The organism is Aneurinibacillus sp. Ricciae_BoGa-3, assembly GCF_028421645.1.
Classification (GTDB): domain Bacteria; phylum Bacillota; class Bacilli; order Aneurinibacillales; family Aneurinibacillaceae; genus Aneurinibacillus_B.
On record NZ_CP116887.1, the window covers coordinates 3,694,214 to 3,710,143 of the forward strand.

Genomic DNA, 15,930 nt, shown 5'->3' on the forward strand with positions numbered 1-15,930 from the left:
ACTCTTTCTGCAGGGGGTGATACTTATTGAAAAGGAGCAAAGGAGTACACAGTATGCCCCCATCCATCCGATTCATTAATTTGACGCGGGATCTCAACGAACTAATCCAGGTATCCCATCTTCTCTTCTCCCATGGTAAATCACCGGTTATACACATGTCTGTCATTCCACTCAACGATTACCGGCAGTGGGAAACACAAGTGAGGAGCCGAAGCGACTCCATGCATACCCACCAAGGGCGCTCGGCTGAATTCCACAGCTATTGCATGGATGCGGGGAGGATCTTTTTCTTCGACTGCAACGAAAGCATTTTTCATAAGCTAAATGATGAAGATATATTTTTTCGCAGAAAGCAGCCTGTCATCTTTGCAGACAAAGAAGTCCTCGGCTTTCTAGAGATATTTACCCGTTCAGAGCGAATGCTGCTGAATTTCCCCTGCTGTTAACAGACCCTTTTGCCACACGTCATCCATAAAAAAAAAGCCGCCGGAACACCGGCAGCCTTGGTGGTTGAAGATCAGGAATAAGCCTTCTCAGCGTTCAGGTACAATTCATTGAGCTGCTGTCTTATTTGCGCTAACTTATCCAAATCAATATTCATAGAAAGAGCCGCAAGCACCCCTTCAAAATGCTCCAAAATCTCTTGAACAACTGCCTGCTTTACTTCATTAAGTTGCTTTTCATAAGCAGGTTCGTAAAAATCATGCAGTCTTTTTTCTGCAAGTTCAACGTATTGGCCGACCGGAACGTGATACAGTTTATCTAGCTGATCTTTCATTTTTTCCTGCCCGCCCTGTTCAAAAAATTGCTTTGGATTCTTAAACAGACTGAGCGGCTGCGCTAGTTCCTGCGTTGAATCTTCCGGCAGGTTCGAAGAAAAATCGGGAGTCTCATATTCTTTCTTCTCCCATGGACGCAGCGAGAAATCCGCTATCCCCAGTTTGTTATTAAGTTTCTCCTGTTCTTGCTGGCCTGATTTGTTTATATAATTCTCCGTACGAAGCGCCGTCGCCCGCATCTCCTGCGCGAGATCAAAGGCAAGAAAACGTGAAAGCTCTTCCAGGCTGCCTCTAAGCAGTTTCTGCATGCTGCTTCCGTCACTCTTTAGCGTTGCAGGATTAAAGGAGTAACGGAAAGCTTCGCTGAACCGCAGCATGACACGCTGTTTGACATAGTACGCCAGCTCATGGATTTCATTGTGCAGCGACCTTAGGATAACTTCCTGATCCAACCCCTCCACTGTCTGTACCGCATACTCTCTGGCCTGCTTGGCTTCAGCTATCTGCCGGTTTCGCGTATTTTCGTCCTGCCTCGCACGCGCCATCAACTCATCTAGTGTGCCGATGGACCGTTTGCATTCATCAAAAGCAGAGCGAACCGCGATTTGGGTTAATTCTTCAACCGTAAAGGAAATAAACTCTTCCTCAAAATGCCATAGACCGGAGAAGCGGAGTGCCTCGTCGATTTCAGGCAGCCCAGCTTCTTGGGTCAAACCAAGCCTTTTCCGGTAAATTTTCTCGGCTGATTCCGTTAATGTTTGTCCGGCAGCCATTCTTGCCAGCAGAGCAGTCTGTGAAGAAACGGAATAAATTCTTGGATTTCGTATGCTGCATGCTTCGAGATTATCCCTAACATGCTTGACAACACCCTCAAGCTCTTCTTCGCTGCGGGCAAGGTCCGCAGCATTTACAATGAAAAACATTTTATCCATCGAAAATGAATCTTTCACACGCCCTAGCTGAATCAAAAACTCGTGATCTGCATGCGAGAAAGCATGGTTGTAGTACGTAACAAACAGAACCGCATCCGCATTTTTAATGTATTCAAACGCCACACCGGTATGCCGCGCGTTGATTGAATCAGCTCCTGGGGTGTCAACGAGAATAATCCCCTGACGAGTTAAAGGACAGTCATAGTACAGTTCGATCCATTCCACAAAGCACGCTTTTTCCTCCCGGGCGACGAACTCCTGAAATTCAGCCAGTCCGATGACGAGTTCAGTACCTAAGAACTCCCGGGTTTCTGCGAATCCCTGCCGAACTGCCCGCAGAAAACTATAATGCGGCTTGGCAGTAGGCTGAATAGAAGCCGGATCCAGGCTCTGCACCAGTGTGATCGCATCTTCCACCGTTTGCCCGTTAAGTCCAAATACGGCCAGCGAGTGGATAACATCCTCGGTAATATCGCGCAGATTCTTCAGCCGTACCCGCACACTTCCATGCGGATTATTTTCATCCGGCGGCAATATTTTATTGATGGCAGCCGTGGTCGGATTGGGTGATACGGGCAGGATCAAATCACCCATCAGGGCATTCGCAAACGAAGATTTACCTGCACTAAACGCACCGAATAAAGCGACGGTAAACCGGTTCCGCTCAAGTCTTTCTGCACGCTGCAGCATGGCCCTGCCTGCACCGGACAGCCCGGGCACACTGGAAATTAGAGATGAAGCCTGCTGGAGCATTGCGGCGGTGCCTATGAGCTGTCCCTTATAATCCCTGCGCATGGCCGTCGCAAACTGGCGTGAAGGATCAGCCGTTTGATGGCGTTTTAAGGCAACCGGTTTATCCGGAGCGGCTGCACTTACGTATGACCTACGATCTTCTTCAATCACTTCCAGTACGTCTGTGTGTGTCCCCTGAAGCGGTGCTGCCTTCTCTTCTCCGGCTGTGCCGTGCTGCAATAAATCCATCAGCGAGTGGACCGCCTTGTCTTCTTTTTCCTTCAGGCGGACGAGTTGTTCGGCAGACTCTTTCCACTGCTTCTGTTCCTCCAATTGTTTGGCCCCATCCGCAGTTTCAGCTTGCAGCTTGTTGCGCAGGGAACCGGCCGCCTTCTCAATCAACTCCAGTGCTTCCCGCCGAAACAGCGCTTTAACTTTTTCGGCCAGGTCTTTGGAGTAATTCAGCACATACTCGCCATTATTCATCGCACCGGGCTTAACCGTATCAATTAATAAATCATGGGAAAACGAAACGTGGAAATCCATGGCTTCCTTCATGAAATTGCTGTCGTCGTATCCATGCCGGGCCGGCAGGGTGCGCAGCATTTCTTTAATATGCCACTCAAGATTCGCCGATGCCTTTTCGGATAAATCATTATATAGCGTATTAAGCCGCTTTTGCTGTTCTTCTCTGGTTTTTCCACTCGAAAATATAAATCCTACCTTAAACCCAGGCTGCCTGCTTTCCAGGAAAAGACGAGCAAACTCGCGCGTCTCGAACGGAATTAATGGCGCATTATCCAGAATGTGCTGCAGTTCCGCTTTTCCCTCTTCCTCCAGTTGCTCTGCGGGCATCTGTATCTTTGCAAGATGCTCAACAAGGGAATGATAGTTGTAAAGTATCTCGTGCGGATTGGCATGGTTTATTGCCTCCAGGTATGATTCCCGTCGCTCATCAGATTGCTCCCGAATAAAGCGGCCGTGCTCCTCGATCAGGTAGAGAGAAGCATGATAAACGCTATCTGCGATGAGCGATTCCCGGGCATTGAATAGCTCTTTTACCTTTTTTAACAGGTTCGGCCATTCATTTTCAGCATGGCGGGGGTCCTTCAGCGACGTAAAATAAATCCCGTCAGGATGAATATCCCAGTGGGCAAAAGACTCCGCTACGCTGCGCCGATACTCGCTGAACGGTAGCTCAAAGTCAACATGTTTATCAATTTGATTTATGACAAGAAAAACGGGTTTCCCTCTGTCTTTGAGCGTCTTGGTAAATTGAAAGTTCACCTCAGACTGCACATGGTTATAATCCATTACGTACAGGACAATGTCCGCCATATGAAGGGAGGATTCCGTCGCCACTTTATGCGCATCATCCGTGGAATCAATCCCGGGTGTATCCATGATGCTCAACGGAATATTAAGAAGGTTAGAAGGATGAAGCAATTCTATGGTTTCTACTTCCCCACCGTTTATGGCATATTGCTTCAGTTCATCTACATTATAGCCGGCGCCAAACTCAATCGTTTCCCCATTCTTTAAATGGATGCGGGCACCCGATTTACCGGTTTTAATCTGGACAACATTGGCGCTTGTCGGGATAGGGCTTGAAGGGAGGACTTCACCACCCAGCAGCATGTTAATCATACTAGACTTCCCGGCTGAGAAATGCCCGCAGAAAGCGGCGGTAATTTCGTTATTCCTTAGCTTTTGCAGCAATTCGCCTGCTTTTCTCGCATTCGTGACATCACCAGCCGCTTCGAATTTCTTCTTCATCTGTTCCACGCGAAAGTACAGCACTTCCGGTGAAGGCTTTTGCCTGAGCCCCATACGCTCTTCCGTCTGTATCATTATGCTCTCAACTCCACTGTGCTACTTCTTATAAAGTGCGCATCTTTTTATGTCCTTAATCTATCATCAGAGTCCCGAACGCGCAATAGCAGTGACAGGAAATCCATGCCGATAGATAGTGGAAGGCCCCCGTCCACTCACTCAGGAACAGGGGCCTTCCTCCTACAAATTAAAACTCAGCGCTGTCAAATGAGTCGATATCCCACTCAAGCGGAGCGCGCGGCACCGGAAAACGCAGCTTGTCCAGCACATAAAGCAAGAATGGTGCGTCGCCTTTGTATGCACGGTGCAGCTCTGATAACGTCTCCGGATCCACTTTTTCTGAAATAAATGCTTCGATTTTTTGCCTGGCTTCTGCTTCATTGTCTTTAAACCATTTCAGCGTTGTTGGCCCCGATTGTGCCAGGCCATACTTATCAACATATTCCCGTACTTTTTTTGGCACATAGGCATAAGCGTATTGTGGAACCATTTCCTGCAGGCGCCTCATATTATCTTCCGGTGAAAGCCCTTCCGTTAAATAGATGTACTTGCCGCAGTGATAGCATCTGACCTCGTAACGATGATTCCCCGTTAACTCTTTCGTACAATATGGACAGGTTATCTCTCTCATGAAAAATCTCCTTCTTCTACACCGCATACTATTCTACATCGTACCAGAAACAGCCCCAGAATAACAGTGCGGCGTGTGCAACTTAAGGTTTGACTGATTGTTTAATCCGGATCACCTTATATTGCGCAGGAAAAAAAGCCAGATCGCCCTTAAGCGGTCTGGCTTACTTACATCCACCGATCTCCCCAACTCTGAATGGAGAGAATGACATTTTCCAGGTCTCTTCCTTTTTCTGTTAATTCATATTCTATTCGAACCGGTGTCTCCGGGTATACCTTACGTTCCATAATTCCGGCTTCCTCAAACTCCCGTATTCTTTCCGTAAGCATGCGGTCGCTCATATCCGGAATCTGAGCTTTTATATCCTTGAAGCGGCGCGGGCCGCCCAGCAAAACACGAATAATTAAGCCTGACCATTTCTTGCCTAAAAGTTCAATTGCCGATTCGTATTTGGGGCACATCTTACTGTAATCCATTTGCGTACACCTCCACTTCTATTGTATCAAACTTTAGAGGCTAACTGTATATACGCAGCAATATTCCTCGCGCTATCGTCCAATTTCCTATTGCTAAAGTCCCCCTTTTACTCAATGTACCATAGCATAAAAGGGAGAAGCAGTGATAAGCATCATACTATTCACTATTTATCCTTAATATGAATCATATCCGCATCCGTCACAGCCAGCATACCGTGTGCAGCAATATCGAGTCCGACCGCTTCATCTTCCGGCGATACACGAAGCGGCATAACAAGGGACAGCAGCTTCAGAAAAACCCATGTCCCAACAAACCCCCAACAAGCGATAACAACAAGCCCCAGGGCTTGAACGCCCAGCAAGTGCCACCCGAAACCGTATAAGAGGCCACCTTTATTTGCAAAGATTCCAACGGCAAGCGTTCCGATTAAGCCGGATACGGCATGTACAGGAAATGCGCCTACCGGGTCATCAGTTTTAAACCGGTCAAGAAGGTCCGTAGCCCACAGCATCGCAAGCCCGCAAATCACCCCTATGAGAATAGCTGCATTATCGCTGACGAATGCGCAACCAGCTGTGATGCCCACCAGCCCCGCAAGCGAGCCATTTATGACTGACGGAGCATCTGCTCTTTTGTAGCGAAAAAGCGTGTACAAAAGCGTAACTGCGCCGCCTGATGATGCCGCCAGCATGGTGGTCAGGGCAATATGGCCAATTCTGGGATCGGATGCACTCAGCGTTGATCCCGCATTAAAGCCAAACCAGCCAAACCAAAGAAGAAAGGCGCCAACTGAAGCCAGCGGTATATTACTTGGTAAAATCACACCGCTTCGCTCCGTATATTTGCCAATCCTGGGCCCGAGCACTATCGCAGCCGCGAGCGCGCTGAATCCGCCAAGAGCATGGATGGTCGCAGAACCTGCGAAATCAAGCATGCCCAGCTTTCCCAGCCAGCCGCCTCCCCATACCCAGTGACCGGATAAGGGGTAGAGTAGCGCCGTCATAAAAACGGTATAAATCACATAGGCGCGAAACTGAATACGTTCTGCTACCGCACCTGAAACGATGGAGATGACCGCAATAACAAATGCTGCCTGAAATACAAAAAATGTATCATGGCTGAAAGGGTATATTAAATGGCTTAAATCGCCTTTAAGCATAAACCCCGTGATGCCCACCAGTGAGTGTGCATCTTTTCCGTACATAAAAGCAAACCCTACCGCATAATAGCAAAGCGTGCCAAATGTAATATCGACAAACACCTTCATAATGATGCTTACAGCGTTTTTGCGGCGGACAAATCCTGCCTCAAGCAGGGCAAAGCCGCCTTCCATAAGCAAAATCATGGCGGCGGTCAGTATAATCCATATGGTATCCATTCCTGTACTGAGCACAGCTACTTTATCCACGCTTACCTCCCCTTTCCTCATAATTATCCAGCAGTTCCTGGCTGCACCCCGCTGGAATATACAGGGTAGCTTTAGAGTCCGCCCCTGCTGTTTCCGCGACCCTTTGCAGGCGGCTTAGCTCCCCTGCTAATCGTTCTATTTCCATCATCGGCTGTTTAACATAAACCAATTGTTCGACGGCAAGGTGATGTTCTGGCGTCCTGGCGGCCAGCCATCTGCGAATGGCTGACATCTGCTGATAGGCATTTCTTTCCTGCTCCCTCTTTCGCTCGTAGCGTTCAATTTTTCCCCGCAATTCCTGTATACGATCCCGTCTTTGTCCCATCATATAAGTAAGAGTCGCCAGCAGAATGCTTTGGTCTGCATCGTTCAGAAGCACCCTGTAGGTAGTCTCGACCTCCACTTTCATGTTAAATCACCTGCCCGTTGATGTTATATTTTCTAACATTATAACACCTAATTAAAATATAGGAAGGGTTCTCAGGTTATTTTAATCACTATTTTTTATAATCATCCATAAGAGATAGGGAATTAGAATACCTGCAAAAATTGATTTCACCCTTGTTTCCGGTTAAGGTAATAGGGAATTAACAAACGGGAAGGAGTGCACTTTTTGAAAATTCATTTTTTTGAGCAGGACGTGGTCGATGCGTGCTGTGTATTCGCCTCAAAAAGACTAAACTGCACACCGGAAGATGTGGATGTCGATCTGCAGTTTAATCCCTCCTCTGGTTTTGCAGCCGATGCAAGAAGAGATCAACAGAACATCAGGCTCACCGAACAGGAAATTATTGATGGCGTTGCCGTTTATTTGGCTGATTACCACCAGTTCGTCCCGGAACGGTTAAAGGTAAATCTTATCTTTAATCAACAAACAGGCATCGAAGCTGACATTCTCACGGACTAAAAAAAACCCGGCCTACAACTATTGGCCGGGTGTTTAATTAGGTAAAAGAATGGTATGATAGTCGTCTAGAGAAACTTCTATTTCTGTATTATTGAAGAGAGGCAGTGAAAGGAAATAATGGAAGAGTTTTTTTCCAAGAATATCTCCTGGGTGAAGCGTCGGATATGGGATTTCGATTTCCTTATGGTTTTACCTTTAATCGGCATTTCTATCCTCAGCACGCTTGCTATTTATTCAGCAACAGTGAATCGCGCTGGTATTGAAAATCAATATAAGAGCGAAATAATTTGGCAGGTGTTATCGTACATCAGCCTGATTGTATTTACCTTTTTTAATTATCGAAATCTAAAAAACCAGCTATCATGGATCGGATACTTCGTTACGATCCTGCTGCTTCTTGTCGTATTTGCTTTCCCTGCGAAAAATGGGGCGCACAGCTGGATAACGCTCCCCGGCTTTCAATTTCAACCATCGGAATTTGCTAAACTTTTTCTGATTTTAACCATTTCGGATTACATGGAGAAAGCGAAAGAAAAAGGAGAAACGTTCGGTTTCAAACATGGCTTCGTCATTCTCAGCGTTATGTTTGTGCCGTTTGCACTAACGCTTGCCCAGCCGGCTCTTGGCCAGGCTCTTGTTATGCTTGGCATCACCGGCGCTATGATGATTCTGTTTTTAGAAAGAAAGCAACTGGCTGTCTTTCTGATCATCCTTGCTATTCTAACCGGATTCATCTTTACAATACGAACGATATTTCCCGACCAGTCGGTTCACTTTATCAATAACCTGCCTGTGATGAAGCACCAGAAACAGCGGATTATTACCTTTATTGATCCGAATGCGGATCCGAAAGGAATCGGTTATCAGGTTACGCAGGGAATTACAGCCGTTGGGTCTGGCCAGTTATTCGGCAGAGGTTTTGCCAACGCGGGACAGACGCAGGGGAACTGGGTACCCGAGCAGTGGACAGACTTCATCTTCTCCGCTATCGGCGAAGAATTTGGCTTCATAGGATCGAGCCTGCTGTTGTTTCTCTTTTTCTTCCTGCTCTACCGGATGATTCAGTTAGGCTTGAATGCTCCCGACTATTTCTCTGCGTATTATATCGCCGGAGTGGTCGGAATGTTCGCCTTCCAAATCATTGAAAACGTCGGGATGAACCTTGCCATTATGCCTGTGGCCGGGATTACACTGCCATTCGTATCGTATGGCGGTACGTCGCTTTTAACCAACTTTATACTTGTTGGTATCGTGCTATCGATTGGCATAAGGCGGAAAAAACTGAGCTTTTAATATAAATTAACTGCATCAAAAACCCGGAAACCTCCCTGAGGATTTTCCGGGTTTTTGACGTTTATAAATCCAGGATTTTCTCCCCCGGACTTTTAGTTAGATGTATGGCTGGGCAAGAAGGGATTGCACCTTTTACATAACGGAATCAAAGTCCGCTGCCTTACCTCTTGGCTAATGCCCAATTACATTCATTAGTATTATGCACCTCGCATAATTTTATACAGAAAGCAGTTTGATATAAGCGAGGATACTCCATGAATGATATCTTTCTAATATACGCCCACCGCGGCTCTTCCATAAAGTACCCCGAGAATACGATTCTGTCGTTTTCAAAAGCACTCACCGAAGGCGCTAACGGAATAGAACTCGATGTCCAATTAACAAAGGATAAGCAGGTAGTGGTTTTTCACGACCTGTCACTGCGCCGCATTCTGAAGAAAAGAGGGCAAATCAGCGATTATACACTGAAGCAAATCCGGCAGTTTGACGTGGGTTCCTGGAAAAACCCGGCTTTTAAAGGAACGAAAATTCCCACCCTCGATGAAGTGCTCCGCCTGGCATCGAAGCACAACATCATCGTAAATATTGAGCTCAAAAACTTATTGGATATGAAAAACGGTCTTGAGCAGTATGTGATCGATAAAATTATTCAGTATAATATGAAGCAAAGATCTGTGATTTCAACCTTTAACCCGCTAAGCCTGAAGATACTACAGAAAAAATGCAAAGGAATTCCGTACGCTCTGCTCTATTTTGGATTTTTGAATGATCCGTGGACATATACCAGGGAGTACGGCTGCTCCTATATTCATCCACCGGTGCAGGAGGTTTCCGAATTATTTATTGATACCGCGCGAGCAAACGGCCTCAAGATCGTACCCTATCAGGTCAATACCCTGAATGATATCCAAAAAATGGTTGAGCTAGGTGTTGATGGCATCATTACACCCCGACCTTCTCTAGCCCACCGCTATCTCTATGAATAGCACATCAAATAAAACCTAATCTAGAACTAACGCGATAAGAGGTGAAAGGCCAATGAAAATCAATAAAGGTCCGCACAATCCAAATCAGAACGGCCAGGATGGCGGTTTCGAGGGATTTATTGGAAATATTTTTCGAAGGAACTGAAATACCTGTTTAGTTAAAGCCTCATATCCAGGCGATGGGAGGCTCTTTAAAATTAAAAAACACTTTTCACGAGGAAAAGTGTTTGCGTTGTATGTAGCCCCGCCTATGCCGCTCCACTTAAATGTTTCATAACCCGCTCTCGCAGGTGGGTGTTCGCAAAACGTCTTCCACTGTCTCACAGCGATTAACGGGTGAGCATAGTGTCTAACGCTTAATGTAGAACTCCCGAGTAAATAGTAAGGTTCGAAACATAAAAAGTGAATCGTACATTGCAGGAAATAAGTGTATGTAACACCCTGTCGGGTATTTCTGATTTCATTCTTTGCTAAGCAGTTTATTCGACGTAGATAGAATGAATATTAATGGAGCGGACAACGAGACTCGAACTCGCGACCCCGACCTTGGCAAGGTCGTGCTCTACCAACTGAGCTATGTCCGCGTCGTTTTCATCTGTAGAATTAAATAAATAAAATGGCGGAGCCGATGGGACTCCGACGCACAGGATGTGCGAGGTTCTGCGTTGCAACAGGACGTTGCGCTTTTAGCAGAACTTCCTCTCGGGTGAGAGGAGCGTTTACTTCTTGAATAAATGGCGGAGCCGACGGGACTCGAACCCGCGACCTCCGGAGTGACAGTCCAGCGTGAACTCCAACTTCACCACGGCTCCATATTTGGTTGCACCCTAGCGAGTAACACCGATTTCATTCTATGCAATTGAAATTAATCGACGCTGAAAGAATGAATATTTTGGCTGCACCCTGCGGGTACCACTGATTTCATTCCAACGCAGATGTCAATTCGACGCTGAAAGAATGAATATTTTGGTTGCGGGGGCAGGACTTGAACCTGCGGCCTTCGGGTTATGAGCCCGACGAGCTGCCAACTGCTCCACCCCGCGATAGCCAATGGTGGAGGATGACGGGATCGAACCGCCGACCCTCTGCTTGTAAGGCAGATGCTCTCCCAGCTGAGCTAATCCTCCATCGTACCGCATTAGCGGCACAAGAACTATAATATAAGATTTCACACGCATTGTCAAGGAGACAGCCCGAAAGCCAACTGGTAAATACCGGGTGCCATTGACTATGATGACTCAGTTTGGTATTTGTGTCGATCAAAATTTGGACTAATCGTGTTGGTTCGCGATCACGCCGATCCTTTTCCTCATGATGATGCTTTAGTTCGCTCCAGCAGATAATAGTGCACAGCACCCCCCGGCACCCGGTCAAAACCGGTTACCGTATATCCCCGCGACAAGTAGTGGGTTAACACCGCTCTTATCTCCCGCCTCCAGCACAGCATCTGGTCCATGGATTGTTTTTTTATCTCTTGAATATCCGCAGGTATGGGGATAGCCACTAAATTTCCTTCGACTGCGTCCCAGTTTACAAGGATAGGACTCCCATTTTCCGTTTCAGCCAGCTTAACCGGATAACTATACCCTCCTTGAACAGCCCCATCTGCTGATGCAGCATGCTCATTGCGCGAATGTAAGACATCCCATTCCGCGAGCAGCCGGTCAGTCGGCGCGCCGCGGTTTAAATCATCGTCCATCTCTCCATAGAAATTTTCCTTATAAACCCGGCAGACCGCACCCAGTTTGCTAATATTAATGTATGCATTTTTACTTTCAAGCGGGTCAAACGTCCATTTAATATACCTATACCCTCTCGCCTTTGCTTCCACTGCCTGCCGCTGCTTAAGAAGCTCACCAACTTTTTTGTTTCTATATTCGGGTTCAACAGCAAGCATGTGTGAATAGAGAAAAATGCCAAATTCATCAGACGCGATAAACCCGTATGATACACCTATCATGGCCTCATTATCGTAGGCACCGATGATGAGACCGCCCACCTGGGATTGTGCCATTAGAAGATTGGCTGTAACGCCTGTACCCCAGGTATTTGAAATCAGCTGATTTGCTTGCTTCATTTGGCCAATTTTGCTTAAAATTTCAACTATTATGGACACAGCAATCCCCTTCCCTATTCAGCGAGCATGTCGGCATAAAAGTATCCGATGATTTAAATTGTAGGGGATATGTCCAGAAGCTGCAACGCAAAGAATCGATTCAGGGTAAACTACCATTAGAAACTTTAGCTCGCCCAGCTTTCCGATGGGAATCAGCTTTACTGGCAGTTATCGCATAGAAAAGTGTTTTAGAGGAGGAACAGCATGATCGCAATTATTGTGGCAATCGACCTGAATAATACTATAGGGAAAAATAACAGCCTGCCATGGCATCTTCCCGCTGATTTGGCTTATTTTAAAACAGTCACCATGGGCCACCCGATTGTAATGGGAAGAAAAACACACGAGGCGATTGGGCGACCACTGCCCGGCCGACAGAATATCATTTTAACAAGAGACCCCGGCTACGAGGCGGAAGGGTGTACCATTGCTCATTCCGTGGATGAAATCCTGGACACATACATCAATCAAGATTTGTTCGTCATCGGTGGAGCCGAGGTCATAAAAACGTTTTTACCCTACACAGACAAGCTGTATGTCACACGAATTGAGGAACGGTTTGAGGGGGACGTTTTCTTGCCGCAAATTAAGTCAACGGAGTGGCGGATTGTGTCCAGTCGTCAGGGGATAACCGATGTGAACAATCCTTATACGTACTATTTTTTAATTTATGAGAGAAAAAGATAAGGCCGCTCTTCATCTTCAATAAGCGCCTTATCTTTGCCAGTGTTATCTCTTACTTAACCCGCCGCTGTACCGGGAGCAGGATGGAACCAATACAGCCAACAACAGAGAACAGACAAGGAATGACAAACGCCAGCCTGTAGGAGGATGCCGCATGCATGCCCAAATGATCAAGTACAATCCCCATCAGCGGCGGAATTAACACCGCACTCAGGAAACCGCCGGTATTCGCAAGTCCGGATACCACGCCAACCTGATTTACCGGAAACGTTTCACGAATGGAAGCAAAAGTGAGCATGCTTCCGCCGTTCCCAAACCCCAGCAGAAAGAACAACACGTATGCCCCCCACAAAGGCAAGGAAGCGCCAGTAAGAGCCAATAGCAGCCACATTACCACCACCATCGCATGAACCGCAATGTATGGCTTTCTGTATTCCTCTACTTTCTTAGCTGCAAAACCTGACAGAGGACCGCCTGCAACCGCACCTAACAGCCCGAATCCTACAATTCCCGCTGCGGCTGTTCGGCTGATGCTGTACGTGTCAAGCAGGAACGGGACTGCCCACAGGCTGATAAAACCTGCGTATGTTCCGACGATACCGAAGTGGCAAAGAAATGGGGGCCAAGAATTTTTTTGAAAAAGAATTTCTCGCAGAACGTGCAGCGTTTTGCCGTCCTCCGCAGCCGGTGCCATCGGATGGGAAGCCAGGCTTTTGCGAAAAATCCAAATCATGCATGTGGCGTGTACAATCAGGATAATGCCCATAACCATAAAAGGAACACGCCAGCCCGAGACTGTAACCCACCAGGCAAGCGGCATGGTCGTGAGGATGCCTCCCAGGTTACCCATTGTTCCCGTCCAACCAAGGACCTCAGCAAATACATCCCGGCTAAACACCATACTCAAGAGCAGGACGCAGTTTACCCATATCATCGCATCCCCCAGGCCTACCAGAACGCGGCCTATAAGCAAGAAGCTCAAGCTGGTCGCTATGCTGTATATCAGCGTTCCAGCACCGTTACAGATGACGCCAAACACAAGAAAACGGGCGGGTCCAAACCGGTCTCCCCACAGACCAACCGGAATTTGCAGAATCATATACATAAAGAATTGCAGGCCGCTAACCATCCCCAATACAGAACCGGTCGTGTGGAAATCACGCAGCAGATGGTCACTAATCACACCAGGCGCCGTCCGCTGGCTCACAATAAACAGATAAGCCAGAGAAGTCACAAACCATACAGTCCACGGACTGGCCACCTTTTTCTTAAGTGACGGCATGTTAACACTTGGTGTTAATACAGCATGATGTTTCACCTTACATTACTCCTTTACCGTGCAAAAATGATCACCCGTTAACTGTATCACTTTTCCACCAAGCTGTGTAGCTTAAAATTAGTAGGAGTATTGCAGTTGTTTCCACGCCTTACCTGGCTGCACATTGATTTTAACTAGTACAGGAAACACGACTGTTCCAAGGATGATACCCCTTTTACGGTTAAGCAGTAGAAAAATCTTTTTTACCTTCACTGGAATAAACAATCAATAAAAATTAGGCCTTCAGGTTAATAAGATGGTTATACTACCCCTCAGGAGGTGAAGTTATGAAAAACGAATACATGGATCAATACCCTCCGGCACCGTTAAATGAGGGTGAGGTCCAGAAAATCCAGCAGCTGGAACAGCAGCTAAGCCAGGAGCTTAACCGCACCATTATTGTCATGGCTTTTGAAAAGGCTCAATAGCGCAATCTATCCAAGTAAAACCATCTTGCCGAAGGATGGTTTTACTCATGATCAAGGGTACTTTTATTGCTTATCTCGTACCCTTTCTGCTCAAATAAATAACGCAAGGTTCATACCCTCTTTCGTAAGGGTTCCTGTTTCTTCTGCCTGAAGCATTCATACAAGTTTTGTTAAATTGCCAAAGTTAAAAAGGCCTGAGGTGGGTAAGGATAAATAAAAAGATTGACCACACGCAGACTTGACCCGCATGTAAAAAAATGAAGCTGAGGAATCTCTTTATGAGCAAACAGACAAATAAACTGCATAGAAAAAGGATTTCCTTATGGCGTTTTATCCACCGGACAAGCTTAATCTGGAAAGCTGCACTGGCGGCAGGCATCTCGTGGGATGTTGCCCAGATGACGGGCACAGCCCGGCCCTTCTTCGCCCCCCTTGCTGCCGTCCTCTGTGTACAGGTAACCGTTGAAGATTCAGTTATGAAGGGCTATCAGCGTGTAATCGGCATTATCGGCGGTGTGATTATCGCCTATTTCGCTGCACGTTACCTGGGTATTCACGATTGGAGCATAGCCCTGCTTGTATTTATTGGAATGGCGGTTGCAAGCTGGATCAAGCTCCCAAGTCAAGCCATTTCCCAGGTCGGAGTCAGCACAGTCATGGTCCTGACCGTTGGAAGTGTACTTGGAAATTACAGTTACGGAATAGATCGCATCGTGGATACGATAATTGGTGCTGTAATTGCGGTAATCGTTAATATGTTCATTCTTCCCCCCGATTACACGAATTTGGCGGCAACCTCCATTTCGAAAGGTGCCGATGCTTTAGCAGCGCGTTTTAGAGAAATTGCCCTCTGGCTAGAGCAGGCTGCACCCATCAAGGAGGGGGAAATTCTGAGGCACAAAACGTTTTCCCTGTTGCAGGACGTACGAAAGCTGGAAGATAACGTGAAACAGGCAGAGAAAGCGATTAAATTCAGTCCGCTTCTTAAAGAACGGTGTGAGAGGCTGACCTACCTGAAACAAGAAATGCAGGCCCTGGGACAAAGTTACATTCACGCGGCCGAAATGATGGAGATTCTAGTAGACTGGCGCATTAACGGCCGGATGACAAATGAAGATAGGAAGAATTGGCACGAACGTTTTGCCGGATTTGCTGACGTTGTTGATAACTGGTGCACCAGGACTTTGGAAAATGTTCCGATACATGCTGGTAAGGGCAAGCAGATAAAAGATGCGTTTCTTGATTTAGGCGACAAGGGGTTCAACTTTGCGCTGTTTAATGAGGCACACCAGCTTGTACGAGATTTGCAGAACTCTTCCCCTTCCCGTCAAATTGGCACAGAGACATTAACCAGCAAGGAGTGATAAAGCAGCCATGGGCAGCATACGGAAAAGATTTGAACAACG

The 15,930-nt window shown here is 46.9% G+C and carries 14 protein-coding genes, 5 tRNA genes and 1 other RNA gene; 7 read left to right on the plus strand and 13 right to left on the minus strand.

The genetic code is table 11. From position 1 onward, the window contains the following. Window positions 1–26 precede the first annotated feature (26 nt). The gene (locus PP175_RS18800) at window positions 27–446 is read left to right on the plus strand and encodes a hypothetical protein (protein WP_272439782.1); all 420 of its coding nucleotides are present in this window, start codon (window positions 27–29) and stop codon (window positions 444–446) included. A 71-nt stretch (window positions 447–517) separates the two neighbouring features. Here the strand turns inward: PP175_RS18800 and PP175_RS18805 are convergent, their stop codons facing one another. The 5 genes from PP175_RS18805 to PP175_RS18825 all read right to left on the minus strand — a co-directional run bounded on the left by PP175_RS18805 (window position 518) and on the right by PP175_RS18825 (window position 7,201). After that, window positions 518–4,294, minus strand: coding sequence for a dynamin family protein (locus PP175_RS18805; RefSeq protein ID WP_272439783.1), 3,777 nt, complete (start codon window positions 4,292–4,294; stop codon window positions 518–520). Window positions 4,295–4,463: 169 nt separating this feature from the next. Further along, complete coding sequence (locus PP175_RS18810; RefSeq protein ID WP_272439784.1) at window positions 4,464–4,907, minus strand: hypothetical protein; 444 nt, start codon at window positions 4,905–4,907, stop codon at window positions 4,464–4,466. 167 nt (window positions 4,908–5,074) lie between these two features. Beyond that, window positions 5,075–5,383: a winged helix-turn-helix transcriptional regulator gene (locus tag PP175_RS18815; RefSeq protein ID WP_272439785.1), complete on the minus strand. Its 309-nt coding sequence runs from the start codon at window positions 5,381–5,383 to the stop codon at window positions 5,075–5,077. 164 nt (window positions 5,384–5,547) lie between these two features. Further along, window positions 5,548–6,762: an ammonium transporter gene (locus PP175_RS18820; RefSeq protein WP_442870485.1), complete on the minus strand. Its 1,215-nt coding sequence runs from the start codon at window positions 6,760–6,762 to the stop codon at window positions 5,548–5,550. 22 nt (window positions 6,763–6,784) lie between these two features. Next, a complete protein-coding gene (locus PP175_RS18825) occupies window positions 6,785–7,201 on the minus strand; it encodes a hypothetical protein (protein ID WP_272439787.1) in 417 nt (138 codons plus the stop codon). Between the two features lie 204 nt (window positions 7,202–7,405). Here PP175_RS18825 and PP175_RS18830 point away from each other — a divergent pair, with 204 nt between their 5' ends. Continuing rightward, window positions 7,406–7,699: a DUF2653 family protein gene (locus tag PP175_RS18830; protein ID WP_272439788.1), complete on the plus strand. Its 294-nt coding sequence runs from the start codon at window positions 7,406–7,408 to the stop codon at window positions 7,697–7,699. Window positions 7,700–7,882: 183 nt separating this feature from the next. Continuing rightward, on the plus strand, window positions 7,883–8,992 hold the full coding sequence (locus PP175_RS18835) for an FtsW/RodA/SpoVE family cell cycle protein (RefSeq protein WP_272439789.1): 1,110 nt from the start codon (window positions 7,883–7,885) through the stop codon (window positions 8,990–8,992). Window positions 8,993–9,097: 105 nt separating this feature from the next. On the opposite strand, the gene PP175_RS18840 is transcribed toward PP175_RS18835, so the two are convergent. Then, a tRNA-Gln gene (locus PP175_RS18840) sits at window positions 9,098–9,173 on the minus strand. A gap of 73 nt (window positions 9,174–9,246) precedes the next feature. Here PP175_RS18840 and PP175_RS18845 point away from each other — a divergent pair. Next, window positions 9,247–9,978, plus strand: coding sequence for a glycerophosphodiester phosphodiesterase (locus tag PP175_RS18845; protein ID WP_272439790.1), 732 nt, complete (start codon window positions 9,247–9,249; stop codon window positions 9,976–9,978). Between the two features lie 237 nt (window positions 9,979–10,215). On the opposite strand, the gene ssrS is transcribed toward PP175_RS18845, so the two are convergent. The 6 genes from ssrS to PP175_RS18875 form a co-directional block, all read right to left on the minus strand. Continuing rightward, a non-coding RNA gene (gene ssrS, locus PP175_RS18850) (6S RNA) lies at window positions 10,216–10,404 on the minus strand. An 82-nt stretch (window positions 10,405–10,486) separates the two neighbouring features. Continuing rightward, window positions 10,487–10,562: transfer RNA gene (locus PP175_RS18855), tRNA-Gly, on the minus strand. A 151-nt stretch (window positions 10,563–10,713) separates the two neighbouring features. Next, window positions 10,714–10,790: transfer RNA gene (locus tag PP175_RS18860), tRNA-Asp, on the minus strand. Window positions 10,791–10,945: 155 nt separating this feature from the next. Further along, window positions 10,946–11,021 (minus strand) — tRNA-Met (locus tag PP175_RS18865). Between the two features lie 8 nt (window positions 11,022–11,029). Next, a tRNA-Val gene (locus PP175_RS18870) sits at window positions 11,030–11,105 on the minus strand. Between the two features lie 182 nt (window positions 11,106–11,287). Next, entirely contained in the window at window positions 11,288–12,094 is an 807-nt protein-coding gene (locus tag PP175_RS18875; protein ID WP_272439791.1) for a GNAT family N-acetyltransferase, read from the minus strand. Window positions 12,095–12,298: 204 nt separating this feature from the next. Between PP175_RS18875 and PP175_RS18880 the strand changes: the two genes are divergently transcribed. Then, window positions 12,299–12,781, plus strand: coding sequence for a dihydrofolate reductase (locus tag PP175_RS18880; protein ID WP_272439792.1), 483 nt, complete (start codon window positions 12,299–12,301; stop codon window positions 12,779–12,781). A 49-nt stretch (window positions 12,782–12,830) separates the two neighbouring features. Here the strand turns inward: PP175_RS18880 and PP175_RS18885 are convergent, their stop codons facing one another. After that, window positions 12,831–14,096: an MFS transporter gene (locus PP175_RS18885; RefSeq protein ID WP_272439793.1), complete on the minus strand. Its 1,266-nt coding sequence runs from the start codon at window positions 14,094–14,096 to the stop codon at window positions 12,831–12,833. Between the two features lie 287 nt (window positions 14,097–14,383). Here PP175_RS18885 and PP175_RS18890 point away from each other — a divergent pair, with 287 nt between their 5' ends. Both PP175_RS18890 and PP175_RS18895 read left to right on the plus strand, forming a co-directional pair. After that, complete coding sequence (locus PP175_RS18890) at window positions 14,384–14,524, plus strand: hypothetical protein (protein ID WP_272439794.1); 141 nt, start codon at window positions 14,384–14,386, stop codon at window positions 14,522–14,524. Between the two features lie 278 nt (window positions 14,525–14,802). Beyond that, window positions 14,803–15,888, plus strand: a complete 1,086-nt coding sequence (locus PP175_RS18895) for an FUSC family protein (protein WP_272439795.1) — start codon at window positions 14,803–14,805, stop codon at window positions 15,886–15,888. Window positions 15,889–15,930: the final 42 nt, after the last annotated feature.

Bases quoted from the DNA above. Each gene is read 5' to 3' on its own strand.
- PP175_RS18805 (WP_272439783.1), bottom strand. From the start codon at position 4,294: ATGATACAGACGGAAGAGCGTATGGGGCTCAGGCAAAAGCCTTCACCG.
- PP175_RS18810 (WP_272439784.1), bottom strand. From the start codon at position 4,907: ATGAGAGAGATAACCTGTCCATATTGTACGAAAGAGTTAACGGGGAAT.
- PP175_RS18815 (WP_272439785.1), bottom strand. From the start codon at position 5,383: ATGGATTACAGTAAGATGTGCCCCAAATACGAATCGGCAATTGAACTT.
- PP175_RS18820 (WP_442870485.1), bottom strand. From the start codon at position 6,762: ATGGATACCATATGGATTATACTGACCGCCGCCATGATTTTGCTTATG.
- PP175_RS18825 (WP_272439787.1), bottom strand. From the start codon at position 7,201: ATGAAAGTGGAGGTCGAGACTACCTACAGGGTGCTTCTGAACGATGCA.
- PP175_RS18835 (WP_272439789.1), top strand. From the start codon at position 7,883: ATGGTTTTACCTTTAATCGGCATTTCTATCCTCAGCACGCTTGCTATT.
- PP175_RS18845 (WP_272439790.1), top strand. From the start codon at position 9,247: ATGAATGATATCTTTCTAATATACGCCCACCGCGGCTCTTCCATAAAG.
- PP175_RS18880 (WP_272439792.1), top strand. From the start codon at position 12,299: ATGATCGCAATTATTGTGGCAATCGACCTGAATAATACTATAGGGAAA.
- PP175_RS18890 (WP_272439794.1), top strand. From the start codon at position 14,384: ATGAAAAACGAATACATGGATCAATACCCTCCGGCACCGTTAAATGAG.
- PP175_RS18895 (WP_272439795.1), top strand. From the start codon at position 14,803: ATGAGCAAACAGACAAATAAACTGCATAGAAAAAGGATTTCCTTATGG.